This window comes from Puia sp., from assembly GCF_036500295.1.
Taxonomy (GTDB): Bacteria; Bacteroidota; Bacteroidia; order Chitinophagales; family Chitinophagaceae; genus Puia.
This window is the reverse complement of record NZ_DASYCH010000062.1, coordinates 229,675-250,049: the sequence shown is the minus strand read 5'-3', so window position 1 is coordinate 250,049 and position 20,375 is coordinate 229,675. Positions and strand designations below refer to the sequence as shown.

General features: G+C 53.8%; 18 protein-coding genes. 4 read left to right on the top strand and 14 right to left on the bottom strand.

Annotation, left to right across the window (positions count from 1 at the left end):
* Positions 1–4: 4 nt before the first annotated feature.
* Genes VGM48_RS13270 through VGM48_RS13260 form a run of 3 tightly spaced genes read right to left on the bottom strand, consistent with a single transcriptional unit; the run spans position 5 to position 3,485 of the window.
* Positions 5–2,248 carry a hypothetical protein gene (locus tag VGM48_RS13270; protein WP_331579850.1) on the bottom strand — a complete coding sequence of 748 codons (2,244 nt, stop codon included), beginning with the start codon at positions 2,246–2,248 and terminating at the stop codon, positions 5–7.
* Positions 2,249–2,307: 59 nt separating this feature from the next.
* On the bottom strand, positions 2,308–2,499 hold the full coding sequence (locus VGM48_RS13265; protein ID WP_331579848.1) for a hypothetical protein: 192 nt from the start codon (positions 2,497–2,499) through the stop codon (positions 2,308–2,310).
* A 2-nt stretch (positions 2,500–2,501) separates the two neighbouring features.
* A complete protein-coding gene (locus tag VGM48_RS13260; protein ID WP_331579847.1) occupies positions 2,502–3,485 on the bottom strand; it encodes an SGNH/GDSL hydrolase family protein in 984 nt (327 codons plus the stop codon).
* A gap of 310 nt (positions 3,486–3,795) precedes the next feature.
* On the opposite strand from VGM48_RS13260, the gene VGM48_RS13255 reads away from it, so the two are divergent.
* The 4 genes from VGM48_RS13255 to VGM48_RS13240 all read left to right on the top strand — a co-directional run bounded on the left by VGM48_RS13255 (position 3,796) and on the right by VGM48_RS13240 (position 7,291).
* Entirely contained in the window at positions 3,796–4,476 is a 681-nt protein-coding gene (locus VGM48_RS13255) for a response regulator transcription factor (protein ID WP_331579846.1), read from the top strand.
* A gap of 12 nt (positions 4,477–4,488) precedes the next feature.
* Entirely contained in the window at positions 4,489–5,538 is a 1,050-nt protein-coding gene (locus VGM48_RS13250) for a sensor histidine kinase (protein ID WP_331579845.1), read from the top strand.
* A 23-nt stretch (positions 5,539–5,561) separates the two neighbouring features.
* Entirely contained in the window at positions 5,562–6,413 is an 852-nt protein-coding gene (locus VGM48_RS13245) for a 2OG-Fe(II) oxygenase (protein ID WP_331579844.1), read from the top strand.
* An 83-nt stretch (positions 6,414–6,496) separates the two neighbouring features.
* The gene (locus tag VGM48_RS13240; RefSeq protein WP_331579842.1) at positions 6,497–7,291 is read left to right on the top strand and encodes an SDR family oxidoreductase; all 795 of its coding nucleotides are present in this window, start codon (positions 6,497–6,499) and stop codon (positions 7,289–7,291) included.
* On the opposite strand, the gene VGM48_RS13235 is transcribed toward VGM48_RS13240, so the two are convergent.
* The 11 genes from VGM48_RS13235 to VGM48_RS13185 form a co-directional block, all read right to left on the bottom strand.
* The gene (locus VGM48_RS13235) at positions 7,288–9,021 is read right to left on the bottom strand and encodes an ArnT family glycosyltransferase (protein ID WP_331579840.1); all 1,734 of its coding nucleotides are present in this window, start codon (positions 9,019–9,021) and stop codon (positions 7,288–7,290) included. The genes VGM48_RS13240 and VGM48_RS13235 overlap by 4 nt on opposite strands.
* Positions 9,022–9,077: 56 nt before the next feature.
* Positions 9,078–9,311, bottom strand: a complete 234-nt coding sequence (locus tag VGM48_RS13230) for a hypothetical protein (RefSeq protein ID WP_331579838.1) — start codon at positions 9,309–9,311, stop codon at positions 9,078–9,080.
* A gap of 20 nt (positions 9,312–9,331) precedes the next feature.
* Positions 9,332–9,892: a DUF6232 family protein gene (locus tag VGM48_RS13225; RefSeq protein WP_331579836.1), complete on the bottom strand. Its 561-nt coding sequence runs from the start codon at positions 9,890–9,892 to the stop codon at positions 9,332–9,334.
* A 74-nt stretch (positions 9,893–9,966) separates the two neighbouring features.
* Positions 9,967–10,716, bottom strand: a complete 750-nt coding sequence (locus VGM48_RS13220) for a glycosyltransferase family 2 protein (protein ID WP_331579834.1) — start codon at positions 10,714–10,716, stop codon at positions 9,967–9,969.
* A gap of 50 nt (positions 10,717–10,766) precedes the next feature.
* Positions 10,767–11,411, bottom strand: a complete 645-nt coding sequence (locus tag VGM48_RS13215; RefSeq protein ID WP_331579832.1) for a phosphatase PAP2 family protein — start codon at positions 11,409–11,411, stop codon at positions 10,767–10,769.
* Between the two features lie 21 nt (positions 11,412–11,432).
* Positions 11,433–12,563, bottom strand: coding sequence for a TIGR03364 family FAD-dependent oxidoreductase (locus VGM48_RS13210; RefSeq protein ID WP_331579830.1), 1,131 nt, complete (start codon positions 12,561–12,563; stop codon positions 11,433–11,435).
* Between the two features lie 11 nt (positions 12,564–12,574).
* Positions 12,575–13,903, bottom strand: coding sequence for a DUF5690 family protein (locus VGM48_RS13205; RefSeq protein ID WP_331579828.1), 1,329 nt, complete (start codon positions 13,901–13,903; stop codon positions 12,575–12,577).
* Positions 13,904–13,913: 10 nt separating this feature from the next.
* Positions 13,914–14,606: an HAD family hydrolase gene (locus VGM48_RS13200; protein WP_331579826.1), complete on the bottom strand. Its 693-nt coding sequence runs from the start codon at positions 14,604–14,606 to the stop codon at positions 13,914–13,916.
* Positions 14,607–14,617: 11 nt separating this feature from the next.
* Positions 14,618–15,193, bottom strand: a complete 576-nt coding sequence (locus tag VGM48_RS13195) for a phosphonate degradation HD-domain oxygenase (RefSeq protein WP_331579824.1) — start codon at positions 15,191–15,193, stop codon at positions 14,618–14,620.
* A gap of 97 nt (positions 15,194–15,290) precedes the next feature.
* Entirely contained in the window at positions 15,291–16,886 is a 1,596-nt protein-coding gene (locus VGM48_RS13190) for a SusD/RagB family nutrient-binding outer membrane lipoprotein (RefSeq protein WP_331579822.1), read from the bottom strand.
* Between the two features lie 33 nt (positions 16,887–16,919).
* Positions 16,920–20,282, bottom strand: coding sequence for a SusC/RagA family TonB-linked outer membrane protein (locus VGM48_RS13185; RefSeq protein ID WP_331579820.1), 3,363 nt, complete (start codon positions 20,280–20,282; stop codon positions 16,920–16,922).
* Positions 20,283–20,375: the final 93 nt, after the last annotated feature.

The following is a 20,375-nucleotide window of genomic DNA, read 5'->3' as shown; positions in this document are numbered from 1 at the left end:
TCATCTATTCCTCCTGATCCATCGCCTTGCGGTACGCTTTTATAAAGATGGCGCCTAGATTCTTATACGGTGGAATATAGTCGTCGAATTTTTCCCGCGCGGCCGGGTCCTTCCGGAAACCGGCTTCCAGATCACGCCACATCGGCAGCCACTCGATATTCCTGCCCGCGACGAGCGTGTTGTTCATCGCCTGCAGGATCGGTTCGTTGACCGTCTTCGTCCCCACCTGCTTGGACGAGATGATATGAGCATCTTCGCTGATCTTCAACACTTCACTGAGATTGTTATAGCCGCCGCACGAACCCAGCACGACGATCCGGGCAGTGGCCGGCATCTGCTCGATGGTATATTTGACGTGATAGCTGTGGCCCCGGTGGATAACGATCGTCGGTTTCAGATGACGGTCGTAGAGGTAGTCGCAAAGCGCTTTTTGCGCCTTGGCGTCCGGGTCGTCTTCGCCCAAAAGCGGCTTATTGGCGAAGATGAGAACAGGCTTCCCGCGGAGGGAGGTAATGGTCGTCCATTGCGGGTTCTCCGTGATCTTCCATTCGGGCCGGGTGCCGGGTCTTGACTGGAAGATGCGCATAAAGTCCGCAAAGGAATTCTGCCCGTCCTTATCCTTGTCCCCATAAAAGAACACCTGCTCGATAACCCGGCCGCTGTCGTCCGTCAGCGACTGACGATCAACGGTATAGATCGGCGGGATCCCCAGCTTCGCAGACAGGTCGACCTTGTTCGTCGTGTCGGCGGACTCGAAAAGCGTCTCCAACAACCGGTAAATGATGATCCCCTTTTTGTCGTTGGCAGCCACGTTCTTATCGTAATTCCATTTTGTTTCGTTGAGGATAAACCGGGCAAGGGCAGGACTCTTCTCCACGATACTGCTGTAAGAGTCCGCGACATCCACCGCTTCCTCCTCCCCCGCATTCTCGAGATGGATGACAAAGGATTTCATGACCGTGCCGGCGTTTTGCTTATCCATCGTCCCCAGAAAATGCTCCAGCTTGTTGTAAGCCGCGGCCATCTTGATGAATTTCCGAAAGTAGTCCCCATGCACCTGCAGCAGCAGACTATCCCCATTGGGCGATCTCATTCGCTGAAAGATGCGGTCGTACACGCCAAGATAACTCGACGTATAGATCTCATCCTCGCTCAGCACCACGAGATAATACAACTCCTGCGGGGTCAGCGGATCGAGTATCTTGAATCGGATCGCGGGATTTTCCGCGGTGTGCAGCGCATTGATCTCGCTGACGAACACCTGTTTGCCTTTCTTCTCCAGCATCTGGGTAAGCGCATTCATTTCCACCGGGGTATCCCGAAGCGGCGGAAGCAGCCGTTCGGCATAGTCGAGCCGGGTCTTCACCAGCAGCCGGTAGTAGTTGAGGTCATCGTCCTTTACCTTATCGATGTCCTCCATCGTGATCTTGCCCTTGACCAGGTTATCGAGAAAAGGGAAATACAGGCGGCCGCTCCGGCTCGTGGCCAGTTTAGCCACCATATGCAGCAGGGAATCCTTGCTGTTGCGGATATGATAACCCAGATCATTGCCCGCCGCGGCAAAATCATATAACTGGCCGATGTCATGACGACCGGCGATAATGATGAGACTGTCTTCGAAAGGCAGGCCGGGGTGCGTTGATAAATAATTGAAGATCAACGATGGATGCATTTCGTAATACCTTCGCGTAAGCAACAGTCTGGCGGGTTTCGCCCCTTTGTTCTCCGCAGGATAATTAAAACATTCGACGACGATCTTCCCCGTCTCATAAGTGCAGGCAGCGATAACCGGTTCGATGCTTTCCCCTTTTCGGTCCAGCTTCATTCCCTGGACAAAGGCGTCGATCAGCCCGGGAGCCTGGGTGGCCTGGATCTCTTTCGACTGAAGGGCCCTGTCAAACCGTTGCAGAACATCCGAAAGTCCGCGCAGGTATCGCTTCTTGTTATTGGTGTTGAGGGTGGAATCCAGCTCTATCTGCTCCTGTAGCTCGTCAACCTGGCGGATAAGCGCATCCGTCACCTGCAGGTTGACCGATTCGTCCTTCGATAGCCGGACCAGGCTGTCGTTCCTCCCGCCGCCCAGCTGGATCAGCCGCTGCTGTTCCTTGTCCACATAGTCATGCCAGAGCATACGATCCTGCGCCACCTTGTAAGGATAGGAATTAGGCTGCGCCAGCGCCCTTGAGGGACCTGCAAGTGCCAGAGCGCAAAACGACAAAAAAACAAGGGATCGTACCGGTCGATACATAGGCAACCTTTTGACAATAATTGCAAAAATACTACCAAAAAGGCTACCATTCAACGGGTTCAATGCGGCCGTACCACCGTCTGGAGATAGATGGTCGTATCCCCGGTGGCGCTGACGGAACCCACCACCACAGTCAGATCCTCCGCCGTAGGCATCGGAGGCGCGATAACTTTCTTCGTACAACTACCCGATGCCAACACTATAGTTATCAATGCAAAGCAAAGAGTTAAAAACATTATTGCCTTTCTCATGATCAGTAAATTTGAATAGTTTCGGTAATGGTTTGAGTGGTTTTGGTCTTGTCGGGAATGACTACACGGACCGATTTCGTATTGCCGGCCTTGTCCTTCACCCAAATAAAGAATTCTTTTTCCGTATTCCCTTCATAGACCGTAAAGGTCACGGTGATATGCGTGTCGTCGATGCGTTTTACCCCGATCTTCCCTACTGCGAGCGGCAGATTGGCGATCGGGACGAGGTTCTTGGCCAGCACCGCGTTATAAAGTACCCCATGACCCGCCTCGTTCACGTGTGTGCCGTCACCCAGCGAGAATTCCGCCTTGATACCCAGATAGTTGTCATTCGGCACCCCCGGGGAGGTCTCCACCTGGTCGTCGACGAGCGGGGTATAGAAATCGATATAGTGATTCGGGAAGTCGGCCACGATCCGGTCGCGGATCGTCTTCAGGTTCGTCCGGTTGTCCAGGATCGCAAATCCTTCACTCGTTCGCGGCTGGGTCGTACAGATATAACAGACCGTATGCCCGTTGGCAATAGCCGCATCATAAATATCGTGGATGCGCGCCATCGTCTCGTCGATCGGATAGAAATCATAGTTATTGGAAGGAAAATTGACGAGGATAATGTCGGGATTGACGCTCAATGCCTTGCTGATATTGTTCCGCCCGTCTACGTCGTCACGGGTATCTCCCCCTACATAATGATAGTCATCGGGCATCGCCTGGTAAATATTCTGCCCCCAGATAGCGAAATTGTCCAGCTCATTCAAAAGGTGAAGGCCATCATAATAGACCCGGAGCCGGTTCACCCACGAATTCGGGGGCAGTCCGTTGTCCAGGTTGTCATCCTGGTCCTCCATGATTTGACCTTGATCGTCAATCGGAAGGTGAAACCCCGCAGCGGTCGAACTGCCGATCACGGCAATAGTCTTCTTCTGGGCAAACAGGGGTAAGCACAACCCGGCCCATAGCAAAAAAAGTATACACACTTTTGCCATAAAAGTCTGATTTTAATAATTTTAAAAACCTTAAAAATGTTATGATTTTACCAGGAGATGGATCAGTTAGGAAACTCGACCGGGCGCCGCCAGGTCACGAACCAGGAGTAACTTTGGAGTGCGGTAAAAGTAGATAACAGACCTGATAACTCCAAGCAATTGGAATTAAAAGGCTCGGTTTGGCCCCCAGGGTTAAACCGGGCAACATAAGGCCTGCTCTTGTGTTATTTATGTATTAACAAATTGTAAACTGATTTGGCGGAATTCCCCCCTCCGGTTTATTTCGAGTAGGTTTGCGTAAATTTTCAGAATGGAATCCAAAGGCAAGAAGATCCTGATAGCCGACGATGAGCCCGATATCCTTGAGATCATTCAATACAATCTCACAAAAGAAGGATATGAGGTGATAACAGCAAAGGACGGCGACGAGGCCATCGGTAAGGCCAAGATCGTCCGGCCCGACCTGATCATCCTCGACATCATGATGCCGAAAAAGAACGGCGTGGAGGTGTGCGAGATGCTGCGTTCCCAACCTTCCTTTAAAGAGACACTGATCCTTTTCCTCACCGCGCTCAGCGACGAAGGCTCGCATGTCCGGGGCCTCGAAACCGGCGCCGACGACTACGTAACAAAGCCGATAAGCCCCAAGGTCCTGATCAGCCGCGTGAACGCCCTGTTTCGCCGGGTGAACAAGGAGCCCGAGGACAAGGTGCTCAAGATCGAGAATTTGTCCATAGATCCGGCCAAATTCGAGGTCATGGTCGAAGGCAAAGACGTGACCCTTGCCAAAAAGGAGTTCGAATTGCTCTACCTCCTCGCCTCCCGGCCCGGGCGTGTTTTTCTACGCAACGAGATCCTCAACCAGGTGTGGGGCAACGAGGTCATCGTCGGCGACCGCACCATCGACGTACATATCCGTAAGATCCGTCAAAAGTTGGGGCTGGATTGCATCACAACAGTAAAAGGTGTTGGTTATAAGTTCAATTTGTAACTTTATGAACCCATGCCTTCTACCAAAAACCTATCGCCCAGACAACTGGCGGCGCTGACCGCCGGACTTTTGGCCCTCCCGATCTCCCTGGGTATCTTTATCATCACCGGAAACGGTGTAGTCGGCGCGACATCCCTGCTGCTCGTCTTCGGCGGCAGCTACGGGCTGATCCTTTTCACCCTCGAGAAATTCATCTACCGCAAGATCAAACTGATCTACAAGCTTATTCACCAGACAAAGGCCACCCGGAAAGAGGAGGTCTATTTCAAATACATCCTGCCCCAGAAAAGTATCGATGAGGTACGCGAGGATGTCGAGAAATGGGGGGAAAAGCGCAACGAAGAGATCGAATTGCTGAAAAAGAACGAGGCTTACCGCAAGGAATTCCTGCAGAATCTGGCCCACGAGTTCAAAACGCCCATTTTTGCGATCCAGGGTTATGTGGACACCCTGCTGAACGGCGCGATGGAAGATATGGCCATCCGCAAAAAATTCCTCGAGAACGCCGCAAAGAATGTCGACCGCCTGGTCAATCTCATGAATGACCTCGATGAAATATCCACCCTCGAACGCGGCGAACAACTCCTGTACAAACAAAATTTCATCATCCAGGACCTTCTCCGGGAGATCTTCGAATCCCTGTCGATAAAGACCCATAACAAGAATATCCGCACGTCCATCAAAAAGGGCTGCGAGTCACCGATCACCGTCTTCGCCGATAAGGAAAAGATCCGCATGGTGCTGATCAACCTCGTCGAGAACGCCACCAAGTACGGCAAGCCCAACGGTAGTATCGTCGCCAGCGTCTATAAGATCGACGAGAAGAACGTGCTCATCGAGATCAGCGATGACGGCATCGGCATCGAGGAAGAGCATCTGATGCGCATCTTCGAACGGTTTTACCGGACCGATGCGGCCAGGAGCCGGGACAAGGGCGGGACAGGTCTCGGACTGGCCATCTGTAAGCATATTGTCGAAGCCCACGGCCAGACCATCCATGTACGGAGTACCCCCGATGTCGGCACCACCATCGGGTTTACCCTCGAATCGCGGCGGGATTAAGAAAAGTCCTATTTTTGCGGCGTATGCCGACATCCACCGCCCAAATATTCGACTACAATAAATGGATCGCCCAGTTGCCCGCACTGAGCAAGAAGTATCAGGCCGCCGATCCCTATCCCCATATCGTGCTTGAAAACTTCCTCAACCCGGCTGTCCTCGACGAGTGTATAAAGGAGTTCAACCGCCTCAATGAGACCGACGGCTGGATCAACTATAAACATTATAACGAAGACAAACGCGGGTTGAATAAGATCGACCTGCTCCCCGAAACCATCAAAGGCACCATCAACCACCTCAACTCCCCCGAATTCCTCCATTGGCTTTGCCAGATCACCGGGATCCAGGGATTACAAAAGGATGACGGGCTGGAAGGCGGCGGCATCCATCAGTCCACCCGCGGCGGATTCCTGAATATTCATGCCGACTTTACCGTACATCCCCACCACCGCAACTGGCAGCGCCGGGTGAATGTGCTGGTCTATCTGAATCACAATTGGCAGGAGAGCTGGGGCGGCAAGCTGGAGCTCTGGGACAAGCAGATGAAGGCCTGCGAAGAAAGCGTATTACCCGTCTTCAACCGCTGCGTCATCTTCAACACCGACGCCGATTCCTACCATGGTCATCCCCTGCCCATGGAGTGCCCGGAAGGGACCTTTCGCCGGAGCATCGCATTGTATTACTACACGGTGGAAGCAAATCCGGTGCGCCGGGCTACCTATTACCAGGCAAGACCGGGCGACGGCAGCAACAAACTGCTCGTGAAGCTCGACAACGCCCTCATATCCGCGTATACGGCCGTGAAGGGAAAGCTGGGCGCCAACGACAAAGTGGTAAGCAGTATCCTGCGTTTCTTCTCCGGCGGCAAGAAAAAATAGCCCCGGCAGCACGTCCCAACAATTTTTTCGCCCGGCTGTTAAAGTGATCTACCGGCAGCTCTGCCGGGATCAAAATAAATTACATGGACTTACAGCTTACAGGCAAGACCGCTTTCATCAGCGGTTCCACTGCCGGGATCGGTTTTGCCATTGCAAAACAACTCCTCAGAGAAGGGGCAACGGTGATCATCAACGGCCGTAATCAACACGGTGTGGACAAAGCCGTCAAGGAATTGAAAGAGATAACCGGCAAATCAGCGGTATCCGGCATCCCGGCGGATTTCTCCAACGCCGAAGAGGTGGACCGGCTGATCGGCCGGCTCCCGGCCATCGATATCCTGGTTAACAATGCGGGCATCTTCGAGCCCAAGCCCTTTGCGGCCATCCCGGATGAAGACTGGCGTCTCCTTTTTGAGGTGAACGTCCTGAGCGGCGTCCGGTTGTCACGACATGTCCTTCCACGTATGCTGGCCGACAATTGGGGTCGCATCCTCTTTATCTCCAGCGAATCCGCGATCTATATTCCCACGGAAATGATCCATTACGGAATGACAAAGACCGCTCAGCTGGCGGTCAGCAGGGGCCTCGCCCAACTCACAAAGGGTACCGACGTCACGGTCAATACCATTTTGCCGGGCCCGACAAAGTCCAGGGGCGCGGGCGATTTCCTTGAATCGCTGGCGAAGAGTGGGAATACGACCGTAGACGAGGTGGAAAGATCCTTTTTCCGCGATGGGCGGCCCAGCTCGCTTCTGCAGCGTTTTACCAGCGTTGATGAAGTGGCGAATACGGTTGTCTATTTCGCCAGTCCGCTCTCCTCCGCAACCAATGGAGCAGCGATCCGCGCAGAGGGCGGCATCGTCAACACGATCGTCTAACGGCCGGAACGCGAGGGCGAGGGCGAGGGCGCAGGCGGTGGCGGAACCGGCGCCGAGGGCGGGGCCGTCGGCACCTCCCGCTTCATAAACACAAATCCATTCTTCCGATACAGCTCTTTCAGCTCGGGGTACTGGCCGTTCGCCCAATGCTGGACCCGATCGACCTTCGTGACAAAGTACACAGGCTTGTCGATAGGCCCGGTGAGCAGCCAGTTCTGATCGTAGGAATTGGCGTTGGTGGGCTTCTCCTTCAAAGTATAGAAAAGGTCGCCATAGCTCTTGAAGCCGAGGGTATGCACATAACAATCCTCCCCCTGACGGGCGATAAAGAAATCGATATCGGCGCCCTGGCTGTATCGTTCCACCTTGGGGACGATGATCGCCGAAGCAAAGAAAACAACGATGGCGGTTCCCGCAAAAAGGGTCAGCGCCGCGCGGCTATATCGCCGCCTTGATAAATACAGGAGGCCCATGACCAGGGCCGCCACCATCAGCAACCCGATGGCCCCTTCAAAACCGGACCAGTGCACATCCGCCTCCATATTCCCGCGGGCGAAAGTATCTTCCACATAGGGCGCCAGCCGATGGACATTCAACCCAAGGATCGCCACCCCCAGGATCAGCAGCGAGATCAACCCACCAAGAACCCCCAGGCAAATACCGACATATTTCTTGTAGACCAGCTCCCGCCGTTCCCATTTGTAGACGGAATAGGCGGCCAGAAAGGTCACGGGGAACCAGGCCATCGAAGAATAGTGGATGATCCGGGACTGGACGATCGTGAACAGCACCGTCACCACCCAGAAGAGCATCTGCATCCATTTCTTGAAATCACGGTCCCAGCGGCCATTGTATTTCGAACGGAAGAAAGAGGGTATGGCAAGGATCGAAGCGGGGAAACAGCCTATCAGCAATACGATATAATGATAGCCGAAGAAGCCGGCCTGATCCGCATCGTGCGTGGTGAAAAGCCGCCATTGATATTTGAGAAACTCATTGATGAACCACGGACCACGGGTATAGGTCTCATAACCGTACCAGGTAGCCGTCACCAGCGTGGCGACAACCAGGAACAGCAGCGCATGCCACCAGTTGAAAAAGATCTTGAACCGGTTGTAGATAAAATACACCCCAAGCACCATCAGAAAGACCATCAGCGACACCTGTCCCTTGGTCAGCACGGCAAGGCCCATAAACACCCCCGACCACAATACATACGTCAGTTGACTTTTTTGCAGCCCCGGTTTGTCATAGCCGTTCCGCTTCCAGTGATAGAGGATAAAATTATACAGCGCCAGAAAAGTAAAGAGGTTGAACCAGGGATCGATGATGCCCGATTTGAAATACATGTTCGGAAAAAGCGATCCGCCAAACGCGAGAGCCCAGAGTATACCGAACCTCCGGTCATAGATGCGGCTGCCGCACAGAAAGACCACGATCAGCGTGACGATGCCGCAGATGGCATTGGGAAGACGGGCAGCAAACTCATTGACGCCAAATGCCTTCATGGCCGTACTCTGCATCCAGAAGAACATCGGCGGCTTTTCCCAGAAAGGTTTGAAGTCGACATACACCCGGGTGTAGTCATGCATCTTGATCATCTCCCGGGAACACTCTGCAAAGTTGATCTCGTCCCAATCGAAGAGATGAACGCGGCCCAGAAAAGGGAGGAACAGCAGGGCGGCGAACACGGCGATCAACAGGATAGTGGCGGTTTTGCTGAGACGCATGCTTTCTGGAAGTTTGGCGCAAAGATAAAGATATAACCTTCACACCTGCCCCCTATTTATTCCTTGAAAATCAATTTCTTCAGCGCTTGCAAACCAAGCGCACCCGCCGCTTTGACCAGCCATTGTCCGACCCTTTGCAGGAATGTCTTTGTCTTCCGGACCGGCTGATCGGCCGGAACGTTGGCGCTTGTTTCCGTTGACCCAAAGTTGTTAAAGGTCGTATTATTGGCCGTTGCCTGCTTGCCGATAGCTCCGGCCTGGGTATCGGAAACGTGATAGTGGTCTGCCATAGCCTGATCGATTTGATTTTCTAAGATGCCGGCGACGATGGACCCGTGCCGGAATTAAAAGTGGTGCCGTTTGCGACAGCCTGGGCGCCAATCGCGCCCACCTGTGATTGACTTACATTATAAGTATCCCCCGTATAGAAATCTATTCTTCCCGGATTGAAGTTCAACGTGGCGCTCACCGGATGATCCTTGTGAATAGCCTCTCCGATCAGGTGATAAAGCCTTCCAATACCCTCCTTATCCTCGCTGATGATATTATGCCTTTCTCCCGAGTTGAGATGCAGCGTCAGCCCGAACAGGTTGGGACGGCGCCGTTCCCGGATACCCAGGTACAGGATCAACGCGGCCGGGATCACCACTACCGGCCCCCAGGTCAACAAATGTTGGACTGCAAAGAAGCCGAGGATCCCTGCGATGATCATCAGCCCCATGCTTATTTTGTTGGTACGGACAATGCCGTATTGATCGAACTTGGAGATATTCGCCAGCAGGATCGTTGTCCCGTGGAAGGACATCGCCTTATTGGTAAGGGTTAGCTTCCCGGTATATTCAGCGGGATTGCCAAGGTTGTTCGCTGCCATTTTTCGTTGTTTTTTATTTGCAGCTACTACAGAGTCGGGGTCCTGTTCAGAAGGGCCACCTACCCAAATATAAATTATTTCATTGGTTTATACATTTCTCGCTTCATCAGGCCCCATTTACAAAGGCGATGGACCACGGATACCCGCAGCACCCCTAGCCCATAGGTCACACTGCGGCTGAAGTTGATACTCGACGCCTCCTCGAAATATTTTGTCGGGCAGGTGATCTCGGCGATCTCATAACCAAGGTACACGATCTGGGAAAGCATTTCATTGTCGAAGACGAAATCCTCCGAATTGATCTCATAGTCAATCCGCTGCAGGATCTCCCGGGAAAAGGCACGGTAACCCGTATGATACTCAGCCAGCTTCTGGCGAAGCATGACATTCTCAAAAAAGGTGAGCCCCCGGTTGAAGATATACTTGTACAAAGGCATCCCGCCCCGCAACGCCCCTTTTCCGAGGGTCCGGGCTCCGAGCACCACCTGGTAGACGTCATTGGCGATGAGATAGGCCATCGAAGGGATCAGCTTGGGAGTGTACTGGTAGTCGGGATGGAGCATGATGACGATATCGCCACCCAGCTCCAGCGCCTTGTTATAGCAGGTTTTCTGGTTACCGCCATAGCCGCGGTTCTTGTCATGACGGATAATATGCCGGATGCCCAGTTCCTTGCCCACGGCCACGGTCCGGTCGCTGCTGTTATCGTCCACCAGCACTACCTCGTCTACGATATCAAAAGGTATCTCGGCGTAGGTCTTCCGAAGGGTCAGTTCCGCATTGTAGGCGGGAAGGACAATTACCAGTTTTTTGCCTAGGATCATGAATTACGGGCTGATTTATAAAAAATTGTGGGCAAACCTACGAAAATTATCTAAATATTGCCCCTCGGGCGGGCGAACCACCTTTCGCCTTTGGCGACGAAGAGCCAATGAACAAGCACCGCTACCAGCGTCCCGATAACGGACCCCATCAGCACGTCATTCAGGAAATGCTGCCCCAGGTAGATCCGGGAATAACCCACCAGCACGCCCGCAAACAGATAAACCAGCTTGGCCCGCCGATCGGGGGTAAAAAGGGCCAGTATGGTGGCCAGCGCGAAAATAGAAGTGGTATGGCCCGAGGGGAAACTCGCAAAACCCAGATGCGTCACATCCTTGATGAAATAGGGATAGGCCCCGGGCGGAAAGAATTGCATGGGCCGGGGCATCGAGAAGAGATTTTTGAGGATCTGCGCAACCAGGGCGGAAAGCAGAAAAGCGGCCAGCACCTGGGTAGCCTTCGACCAACAGCGCCGAAGCAGGAACACAACGATGACGATCACGGAGAAAAGTCCATCACCCATGAAGGTGACCGACATAAATACGGTATCCAGCGTGGTCCGGTGATATGGATTGAGCTCGACAAAAGAGCCCGCCTTTCCCATGTACAGGACAAGGATCAGCCCCAAAACGAAAAACAACCCCCAGAATGCAAAAAAAAGGCGATTGCCGGCGATTATCGCCCTGAGCGTCTTCATCCCGTAAAAATACGGAATTGGCTATAACCCCGCCACCAGTTCCTCAGCCAAACCAAAGGAAAGCGTCATCCCCGCCCCGCCGACGCCGTTGATGACATAGACATAAGGCTCGGGCGAAAAGAACAGGTCCGCCTCTCCATCCGTCAGCTTCGCATATACGCCGTTCCAGGTCTCCGCCACGGACCAGTCCTGGAAACAGGCAAACTTCCGGAGATAGTCGAGGATCATCCGGTTGATAAAGTCTTTGTCGAAGGGGTCGTGGGTAAGCCCATATTCATGGCTGTCCCCTACCGTCAGTTCGCCCCGGCCGTTTTGCGAGACCATGACATGGATACCCCATTGCAGATAGTCGGCCATCTCCGCGGCATACCGCTCGCGCAGGACGGCAAGCGAAGGCGCAGCCTTGAAGCTGTTGTAGTGGATCAGGGAGAGCCCGCCGCAGAGCGCGGGGCCGATACGCCATTCATCGGGTTGCGAGACCAGCCGCATCATCTGCAGCTTGCATTTGGTCACCGGCTGTTCGGCAAACTGCTCGGGATAGAGCGTCTCGAAATCCGCCCCGCTGCAGATAAAGACCAGATCGGCTTCGTATTCTTTGTCGTTGCCGATATAAACGATCTGGTCGGAGATATAGGAAACGCATTTGCCCCAGAAGAATTCCACCTTATATTGTTCTGCCAGCCAGCCGGGAAGGGTGGCGATCGCCTCGCGGGGATCGACGATCACCTCGTCGCCGCTGTGTAACCCGCCGATCAGTCCCTCGGTCTTTACCGCCGGCGAAGAGGCCGCTATCGCGGCCTTGTCCATCAGCCGGATGGGACGGCCTTCCCCCCGGAAGGTCTCATCCAGCTCCTGCAGCACGGTCCATTCATCGGCATGATAAGCGAGGTGAAGGCTGCCGGCGCCTTCATGCCAGAACCCCGCACGCGGCGCAATCTCTTTCCAGATATTGCGGCTGCGCACCGCCCGGTCATACATCTTACCCGCGGTCTGACCGATAGGCCAGATCATCCCGAAGTTGCGGATCGAAGCACCGACCGCCCGGTCCGTACGTTCAAAGACCTTTACCGAAAAACCCTGAACGGCAAGGGCCCTTGCCGTAGCCAGTCCTACAATGCCCGCGCCGATAACGATAGCTGATCTCGATGCCATAACGTCCTTTGTTAATTATTTTTCCTGTAAATTTTTGCAAAGAGCACAGAGCCCCACAAGACCACGAGGATACCCCCAATCGCCGCGACATAGAACATCCCCGTAAAGAAATCGACCCAGTTGTACCGGACATGAACAAATTCCTTTACCAACAGTACAACGACAGTACCCAGATAGCCAAAGGCGTCGGCGATATAGATCAGGAAGCCGACATTGCCCGGCACCCGGTAGGCGGCAAGCATGCGCTCGAAATAAAAGCAGTTATAGGGAACATAGCCCAGGTAGAGGCCGGCAGAGGCGGTGACGATCCAGATCACCGGCGAGATAAAATGCAAATGAAAGGCCAGGGTCGAACCCGCGGCCAGTATAAACCCGCCGATGATGATAACGTTGTTGAGCTGAAAGGCGCGGTAGTTGTTGCGGATCAGGAAGAACCCGCCGATCACCGCCAGCACGATCAGCGACACGATGGTGCTGGTGCCCGCAAAGACCTCGGCATTGTCCTTATACCCCGTCTCCGTCCACAGCTCGTTGGCAAAGTCTTCGGTGAAGTCGCGGAGAATGGTGAGCATCACATAGGCGCTCACCACCGGGATCAGCGCGGCGCCAAACCTGCGCAGAAAGGCCCGGCGTTCTTCCTTTCCCATCGGTAAACGGATGGTTCGCTGGGCGATATCTTCCGGCGTAGGGGGCGGGGTTTGGTTGAGCAGCCAGGTGCTGATCAACGCAGGTAACACAAAAACGGCGCCCGCCAGAAAGGGCATCCAGAATTCACTGATCCCATGCAGCAACAAGGCCTTCCCGATCGTTTTCGCAAGCCCCGAGGCAAAGACAAAGCTCGTGGCCAGGACCGCGCCCATCAGCTCCGTGACCCGCCTGCCTTCGACAAAACCGAAGACGAGCCCCCATACCATCCCCAACGGCAGGCCGTTGACAAACATAAAGACAAAATTGTAAGGCGCCGGGACAAGCGCAAACAGTAACAGCGAAAGCCAGCCCGTACCGATCAGCGCGACGATGAACCAGGCCCGGCGCTCCGGCCGCATCCCGGCGATGAACCGGATGCCATAGAATTTACTCAGACAATAGCCCAGAACCTGCGAGATGACCAGCACGACCTTGTATGAAATGCCCAGGAAGGTGATGCCGTCGAAGGAGGCCGCGGTAAAGGGTTTCCGAAAGCCATACATGGAAGCATATACCGTAAAGGACGTTAAGGAGACATACAGTACGAAGACCCAGGCGGGGCTGCGCTGGAGCCGGGCTTTTAACGTCAGCCGGCCACCCGCAGGCAAGACTGCGGCGGGCATCGTGGGAGGCGTGGCCGGTGAAGGTGACATATAGAGGAATTTAAGCCTTTTCGATGATGGGCAGCAGCTCGCGCAGATCGTCGATGATAAAATCGGGCCGATAAGGTTCCAGCTGCTCGCGGCTATACGCACCGGTGGTGACGCTGACCACCGTCCCGCAGGCGGCATTGCGCCCTTCTTCGACATCCACCTCGGTGTCCCCTACTTTCAGCACGCTCGCGGAAGAGGCGATACCCAGGTCACTGATCAGCGTCTCGATCATATCGGAATGAGGCCGGCCATGCGGAACCTCGTCGCTGCAGATGACCCTGTCGATCAGCCCGCTCCGGTCATCCCAGCGAAGCCGGTGAAGGATGGTGTCGGTGATGCTGCGCGTGAACCCGGTGTTGAGGGCGATCTTGATCCCCTGCTGCTTCAGCTCGGAAAAAACCTGCTCGGCATGCGGGAAGGGCGCCAGCTCTTCATCACTCCGGTAGAAGGAGATCATCTTGTCGATAAACCGCGTGTGGATGCGATCGATCAGCACATCATCGTCCTTATGCGTCGGGGCGAATTTCTCCAGCAACAGGGCAATCGCATCCATCTTGCGAAAGCCCATCACTTTCTTTACCTGCGCCGGCGGCATTTCAAAACCGAAGTCCCGGAAGGCGGCGATAAAGGCCTCCGCGACACTGCCATTGTCCCGTACCGTAGTCCCGGCTATATCAAAAACAACTAATTGGATAGAGCTCATATGAAAAGCGATTATGGATGTTTGGAGAGATGGCGAAAGATCATCTGCCGGTAATGACCCAGGTCGGGCAGGGGCTTCTTCTCGATCTTCGCCTGTTCGTCCCATTTGCGCATCTGGATGATCAGTTCGAAAAGCGGATATTGTTCAAAGGCTTCGGCCTCCTCCGGGGTCATGGGCCCTCCCTGGTATTCCAGGGTCTTTTTGCTGGCCTCGGACAGCTGGTCATAATAAGCGGGATCCTTTACGGTGAGATATCGCTTGGCTTCCACATGGGATTCCACAAGCCGGGCGACCTTCCTGGAGAACCCTTTCTCCCGAAGGAGATCCGCGCCGAGGGCTTCGTGGTCCTTGATGCCGAACCCGTCCATTTCATTGTCCCCCTTCGCCGCTTCCGAGATATGGCCGATATCATGGAGAAAAGCCGCCAGAACGACCTCTTCGTCATACCCCTGTTCTTCAGCGAGCTGAGCCGCCTGAACCATATGTTCCAGCTGGGACACCTTCTCCCCCGCATACCCGGCGCCGCCATATCCCCGGTAAAGGTCCATTATCTCGTTTGTGATCTTTTCGGCTTGCTCAGCAGTCATAAGGATGATTTTATTAATAATCCTACAATCTATCGAAAATGCGACTAATTAAAAAGGGAAGCTCACACCGGAGCTTCCCTTTTAATAATTAATTAATTTATTTTACCATCCACACATCCTGGTTGATGTCGTCACTGCCGCCGTACTGACTCTGCAATGCAGCCTGATAGTTGGCGCCGTTGGACGTCCCCTCGTTGGTGGGATATTGCCATCTCCTGGGGATCACTCCGCCATTGCCCGTGCCGGAGCCCACATCAAACTTGGGCACTCCCGTTCTCCGCCATTGGAAATAGGCCTGGTAACCCGAGTTCCGGGCATAGGCCAGGTATTTCTGCGTAAGGATCTGCGCCAGCCCCATGGCATTGTTACCCGCATATTTGATCGCCGGCTGATTGAAATAATCGGCGAAGCCGAAAAATTTCGGATAGGCGATCTCGGCGCCCGAGGCCGCCATCAGCGTCACCACATTGGCGCCGTCGACGATCCCATGGAAAGCAAGATCGGCCTTTACCCCGTTCATATACCAGGTATTGGCATCGCCCGTGATCCAACCCCGGTTGATCCCTTCCGCGATACAGAAACATACTTCCGGATAGCTGAGGATATAAGTGGGCTGACCCGTGTAGCCGGAATAAAAGAGATTCCGGTTATAAAGGGAAAGTTTCGAATCGGCCAGTCCGGATCCGATCAGTTTGGACATCGTGCTAAGGTCCATTCCCGATGGCGCTCCGACAAACGATTCATAGGCCGTATCGGCAAAGCCAAGACCTCTTGCCGGCTCGCCGAAGACCATCGCCCGGATGTCATGCAGCTGGCCCAGGGTCGTTTCCAGGGTGGCCGCCAGGTTCAGACGGATCTGGTTGTTACCATAGTTGGTGATATTATCGGGATAGTAGTTGTAGCTGCTATTGTACACATATTGCAGGTTGTCTGCACTAGCGGTGAAAATAGGATACTGGGTGGGGTTATTAAAGATAGTTGCGAATTGCTGGGGGATATTCAGATCGGCATTATCGGTCGCCCTTTTGCTCAGCTCGATAAGAACACGCAGCTTGTAGCTGTTGACCACTTTCTGCCACTCGGAAAGCGCTGCGATCGGGCCTAGTGGGTTATTGATCCTTTCGGAATAGTAGAAATCCCCGGAGAATTCGAAAACCTTGCTCGCGATCTGCCCGGCCAGGATGGTATTGGCCGAGTCAAGCCAGATAAGCGCTTGCTTGAAGATGTCCTTTTGCGAATCATATTTGGGGGTCGTATTCTTGATCCCCTGCAAGGCATCCGTCATGGGCAGGTCGCCAACCTTCTCACTCATATCCACGAAGTAGAACGCGCGGAAAAAAAGCCCCAACGCATGATAAGGGTTATTATCGGAACCCGCAGCCCTTCTTGCTTCGGCTTCCATGGCGAGAGTATTGTTCAGATCGCCGTATTCCAGGGTAGCGCTCCCCGTCCAATACGAATTGAGCCCATAGTAAACGTAGTTGGAGCAAATGAACTGGTCTTGTTTGTCCGCGTCCCCACCGGGTTGAACGACCAGATCGTTCAGAATGGATTTCAGGATGATGCCGGCCGGCACCTTACCGGGCAACGGCTGGTTGGCATTCTGTGAATACTGCTCGAATTTTTTCGAACAACCGGTAGTAAGGATCGTCGCCGCCAGCGCGATAATTGCCGGAATTTTCAGATAATTCATATAAATATTTTTGTTGTTTAGTGTAGGTCAGCCTTAGAATACCACATTGATGTTAAAGCCATAGCTCCGCGTTGTCGGCGTCTGCAGGGTGTTGGCATTCCCCGTCAGGTTGTTGAACTGATCCCGGCCGGGAAACTGGTCGACATCGATATCATGATACTGGCTCGGGAAGAAGTACAACAGGTTCCTGCCCACCAGCGAGATATCGATCTTGCTGATGGCCCCTTTGCTATACCATTTGGTGGGAAGCGTATAAGAGAGCACCACCTCGCGCAGCTTAGCATAGGTCTTGCTGATCGTAGTGTGCTCGGCGTCGTTATAGAAGCTGCTGACATAGTCCTGGACCCAGGGCGTGGCTACCGTATTGCGCGCATACGTCAGGCTCTTGCCGTTGGTGATCACCCCGGTGGATGGATCGTAAGCGATATTGGACGTGCCGCCTGCCACCTGTACCTGGTTGCCGCTCATGATCGGCTTGCCGTTTTGGACAGCTCCCGCATATCCCGGGTCACCCCAATGCTGGGATTCGTACAACCGCGCCTTCCCGATAACCCCGGTAGCGGTGTTCAGCCCACGACCACCTTCAGTCAGCTTCTGCAACACATAGTCATGGATCTTGCCGCCAACCATCCCATCGAACTGGAAGCCCAGGTTAAAGGACTTGTAGTTAAAACTGTTATGGATACCCCAGGACCAGTCAGGATCGCTATGACCGAATTTCTGCGCCTTGGGCAGGTACACCGCAAATCCGGATTCGTCGACGATAACCTGGCCATTCGGGGTCTTCGCTTCGATGTTCGTATACAACTGATCCACCCGGTCGCCGATCTTGTAGGGATACCCGGTGCCATTGGACACCTCCGTCACACCGCCGGCAAACGCCTGATACACCTCTTTATACGTAGCCCAGTTCACTGCGACATCCCAGCTGAAATCCTTCGTCCGGATCGCCGTTCCCGTCAGGGCCAGTTCGCCGCCCGTCCGCTTCGTAGTGGCGCCGTTGGTGGTAAAATAACTCAACCCGCTGGTCTCCGAGATCGACTGATTCGAGATCTGCGGACCATCCTTGTACTGGAAATAAGTGGCAGCCAATCCCAACCGGTTCTTCAGGAAGCGGATATCCATCCCAAACTCGAAGTTGCTCCGGGAAGAGGGCTTGATGTTCTTGTCGACCGCGTAGTTCGGAGCGACAGCGCCGGTCTGGTTATTATAGGACTGAAGCGTCGTATAAAAAGGCGTGGAAAGGTTGTAGGCAGGCCCGTCATAAGGCGTATAATAGCTGTTCCCATAACCGAGAGGGCTGGTTGCACCCAACGCCTGGAACGATGCTCCGATGAATGGCGTCGTACCGCCATCCTTCACATTCGTAAAGGCGCCCCTTACTTTAAGGAAGGAAATAGCCTCCGGCATGTTGACATAGTCGGAGATCACTGAGCTCAACGCCACGGAAGGATAGAAGTACGCATTATGACCGTCCGGCAAGGCCGAGGTCTTGTCGACGCGGCCGGTTGTGGAAAGGGTGACAAACCTTTTGTAGGTCAGATCCGCGGAGTAATAGGCGCTCAGCAGCAACAGGTTGGAACCATAGGAGAAGCTCCGCACCGGCAGATAAGAGTTCGCGAAGGTATATACGCCCGGCACGATCAGCTGGTTGGTGCTGTTATAGCTGGACCCGTATTTCATATTCCGGCCGGAGACCCCCGCGTTGGCAGTGAGCGAAAATCCGGAGTTCCCGATATTCTCTTTATTATAGCCCAACAGCAGTTCGGTGTTGTTCTCCCAAAGATCACGACGGTCCTCCCGGTAGTTGCCATGGTTGTGCTCGTCACCATACGGGTGAGCAGACCAGGGAAGTTTCTCCGTGCGCAGTACGTTATAGGTCGTTACGTTCGACCGCAGCATAACGTTGAAGTTCTTCGCGAACTTGTAGTTAAAGGACAGCCAGCCATAAAGGTCGTTCTTGTAATGACCCCTGAGCCATTCGTAGCTCATGAAATAGGGGTTCTGATAACGTTTGTACTCTACGAACATTGACTGAACGCCTTCCTTACCCGGCTGCCAGTAGTTGACGATATCCGGCGCCTTGACATTCCAGTCAGCCCCGGTCCAGATGTCCACATCATAGATCAGGCTGTTCGGACCGTACGCAACGTCCGGGATATTATCTGTGTACTGATGATTGTAGTTGATATTTCCCTCGATCTTGAACTTGTCCGTCACCTGGTAGCTTTCGATCAGGTTGAAGTTCACCGTATTCAACTGGGTATTGGGGGTGATCCCGCCCTGGTAGGAATTCGATACGGACATCCGGAGGTTGGACTTATCCGTCACCGCGGAGAAACTGATATTATTCTTGGTCAGGAAGCCCGTCTTCAGGAAGTTGTTCAGGTTGTTCTTCCCGCGGGAGACCCAGGGGGTCGGCTGAATATGGCTTTGATGCACAGAGCCATCCTGGAATTTATAGGAATAATAGTTGTTGGGATCATATTTTCCGTCAAACTGGGGCAGCATCAGCCCGATATCCAGGCGAGGCCCCCACACATCATAGTCCTCATCGTTGGTCCCATCGACCGAGTTCCCGTTGCTGTTGTAGTCGCCAAAAGCATACTGTTCTCTTTCCCCGCCGCCATATTCGTTCTGCACCTTGGGATTGGCGATAAAACTTCTGTTAAACTGGTTGCTCGTATTGAACTCTACCGTAAATCCTTTTTTACTCTTGGAGCCCCTCTTGGTAGTGATCAGGATGGCGCCGTTGATCCCCCGGCTGCCATACAAAGCCGCAGCGGTGGGACCTTTCAATACCGTGTACGACTCGATGTCGTCAGGGCTGATATTCCAGGTATCGGAGTTGATGGGGATACCGTCTACAACGTAAAAGTTGAGGGGCGAACCGCGCAATAACACGGCAGGCGCAGCCAACAACTCCTGGTTGATGCCCACGTTCAGCCCGGCTACTTTACCAACGAGGCCGTTGATGGGGTTCGACTCCCGGGCCTTTAGCAGATCGGCGCCCTTCACCTCCTGAACGGAATAACCCAGCCGCTTGGCCTCTTTCTTAATACCCAATGCCGTAACAACAACTTCATTCAGGTTCCGCTGATCGGCCGCTACCGAGATGGTGATGTCTCCGCCGCTGACCGTCTGCTCCTGGGAAACGACCCCAACGCCGGTAACGACGAGTACATCGCCGTCCTTTGCCTTGATCGTAAAGCTGCCGTCGACAGTCGTCGACGTCCCCGTTCTCGTGCCTTTAATGGAAATCGATGCGCCGGGGATCGGGGACTGGTCAGCCTTTGACAGTACCCGCCCTGTTATGGCTTTTTGTGCAAGGGTGGCAAGCGGAAGAAGAAAGACCGCTAATAATACACCCATGGAGCAGAAGGATCTCTTACTCATAATACAGTATGATTTTAGTTGAAGATGATGCGTGTGAATCTCCCGGCGAAGGTATCCGGGCAATATGACTGAAAGGTTAGGGCTGATTTAAGT

Bases quoted from the DNA above. Each gene is read 5' to 3' on its own strand.
- VGM48_RS13190 (WP_331579822.1), bottom strand. From the start codon at position 16,886: ATGAATTATCTGAAAATTCCGGCAATTATCGCGCTGGCGGCGACGATC.
- VGM48_RS13210 (WP_331579830.1), bottom strand. From the start codon at position 12,563: ATGGCATCGAGATCAGCTATCGTTATCGGCGCGGGCATTGTAGGACTG.
- VGM48_RS13255 (WP_331579846.1), top strand. From the start codon at position 3,796: ATGGAATCCAAAGGCAAGAAGATCCTGATAGCCGACGATGAGCCCGAT.
- VGM48_RS13235 (WP_331579840.1), bottom strand. From the start codon at position 9,021: ATGCGTCTCAGCAAAACCGCCACTATCCTGTTGATCGCCGTGTTCGCC.
- VGM48_RS13245 (WP_331579844.1), top strand. From the start codon at position 5,562: ATGCCGACATCCACCGCCCAAATATTCGACTACAATAAATGGATCGCC.
- VGM48_RS13270 (WP_331579850.1), bottom strand. From the start codon at position 2,248: ATGTATCGACCGGTACGATCCCTTGTTTTTTTGTCGTTTTGCGCTCTG.
- VGM48_RS13225 (WP_331579836.1), bottom strand. From the start codon at position 9,892: ATGGCAGCGAACAACCTTGGCAATCCCGCTGAATATACCGGGAAGCTA.
- VGM48_RS13220 (WP_331579834.1), bottom strand. From the start codon at position 10,716: ATGATCCTAGGCAAAAAACTGGTAATTGTCCTTCCCGCCTACAATGCG.
- VGM48_RS13185 (WP_331579820.1), bottom strand. From the start codon at position 20,282: ATGAGTAAGAGATCCTTCTGCTCCATGGGTGTATTATTAGCGGTCTTT.
- VGM48_RS13240 (WP_331579842.1), top strand. From the start codon at position 6,497: ATGGACTTACAGCTTACAGGCAAGACCGCTTTCATCAGCGGTTCCACT.
- VGM48_RS13250 (WP_331579845.1), top strand. From the start codon at position 4,489: ATGCCTTCTACCAAAAACCTATCGCCCAGACAACTGGCGGCGCTGACC.
- VGM48_RS13195 (WP_331579824.1), bottom strand. From the start codon at position 15,193: ATGACTGCTGAGCAAGCCGAAAAGATCACAAACGAGATAATGGACCTT.
- VGM48_RS13260 (WP_331579847.1), bottom strand. From the start codon at position 3,485: ATGGCAAAAGTGTGTATACTTTTTTTGCTATGGGCCGGGTTGTGCTTA.
- VGM48_RS13205 (WP_331579828.1), bottom strand. From the start codon at position 13,903: ATGTCACCTTCACCGGCCACGCCTCCCACGATGCCCGCCGCAGTCTTG.
- VGM48_RS13215 (WP_331579832.1), bottom strand. From the start codon at position 11,411: ATGAAGACGCTCAGGGCGATAATCGCCGGCAATCGCCTTTTTTTTGCA.
- VGM48_RS13265 (WP_331579848.1), bottom strand. From the start codon at position 2,499: ATGAGAAAGGCAATAATGTTTTTAACTCTTTGCTTTGCATTGATAACT.
- VGM48_RS13200 (WP_331579826.1), bottom strand. From the start codon at position 14,606: ATGAGCTCTATCCAATTAGTTGTTTTTGATATAGCCGGGACTACGGTA.
- VGM48_RS13230 (WP_331579838.1), bottom strand. From the start codon at position 9,311: ATGGCAGACCACTATCACGTTTCCGATACCCAGGCCGGAGCTATCGGC.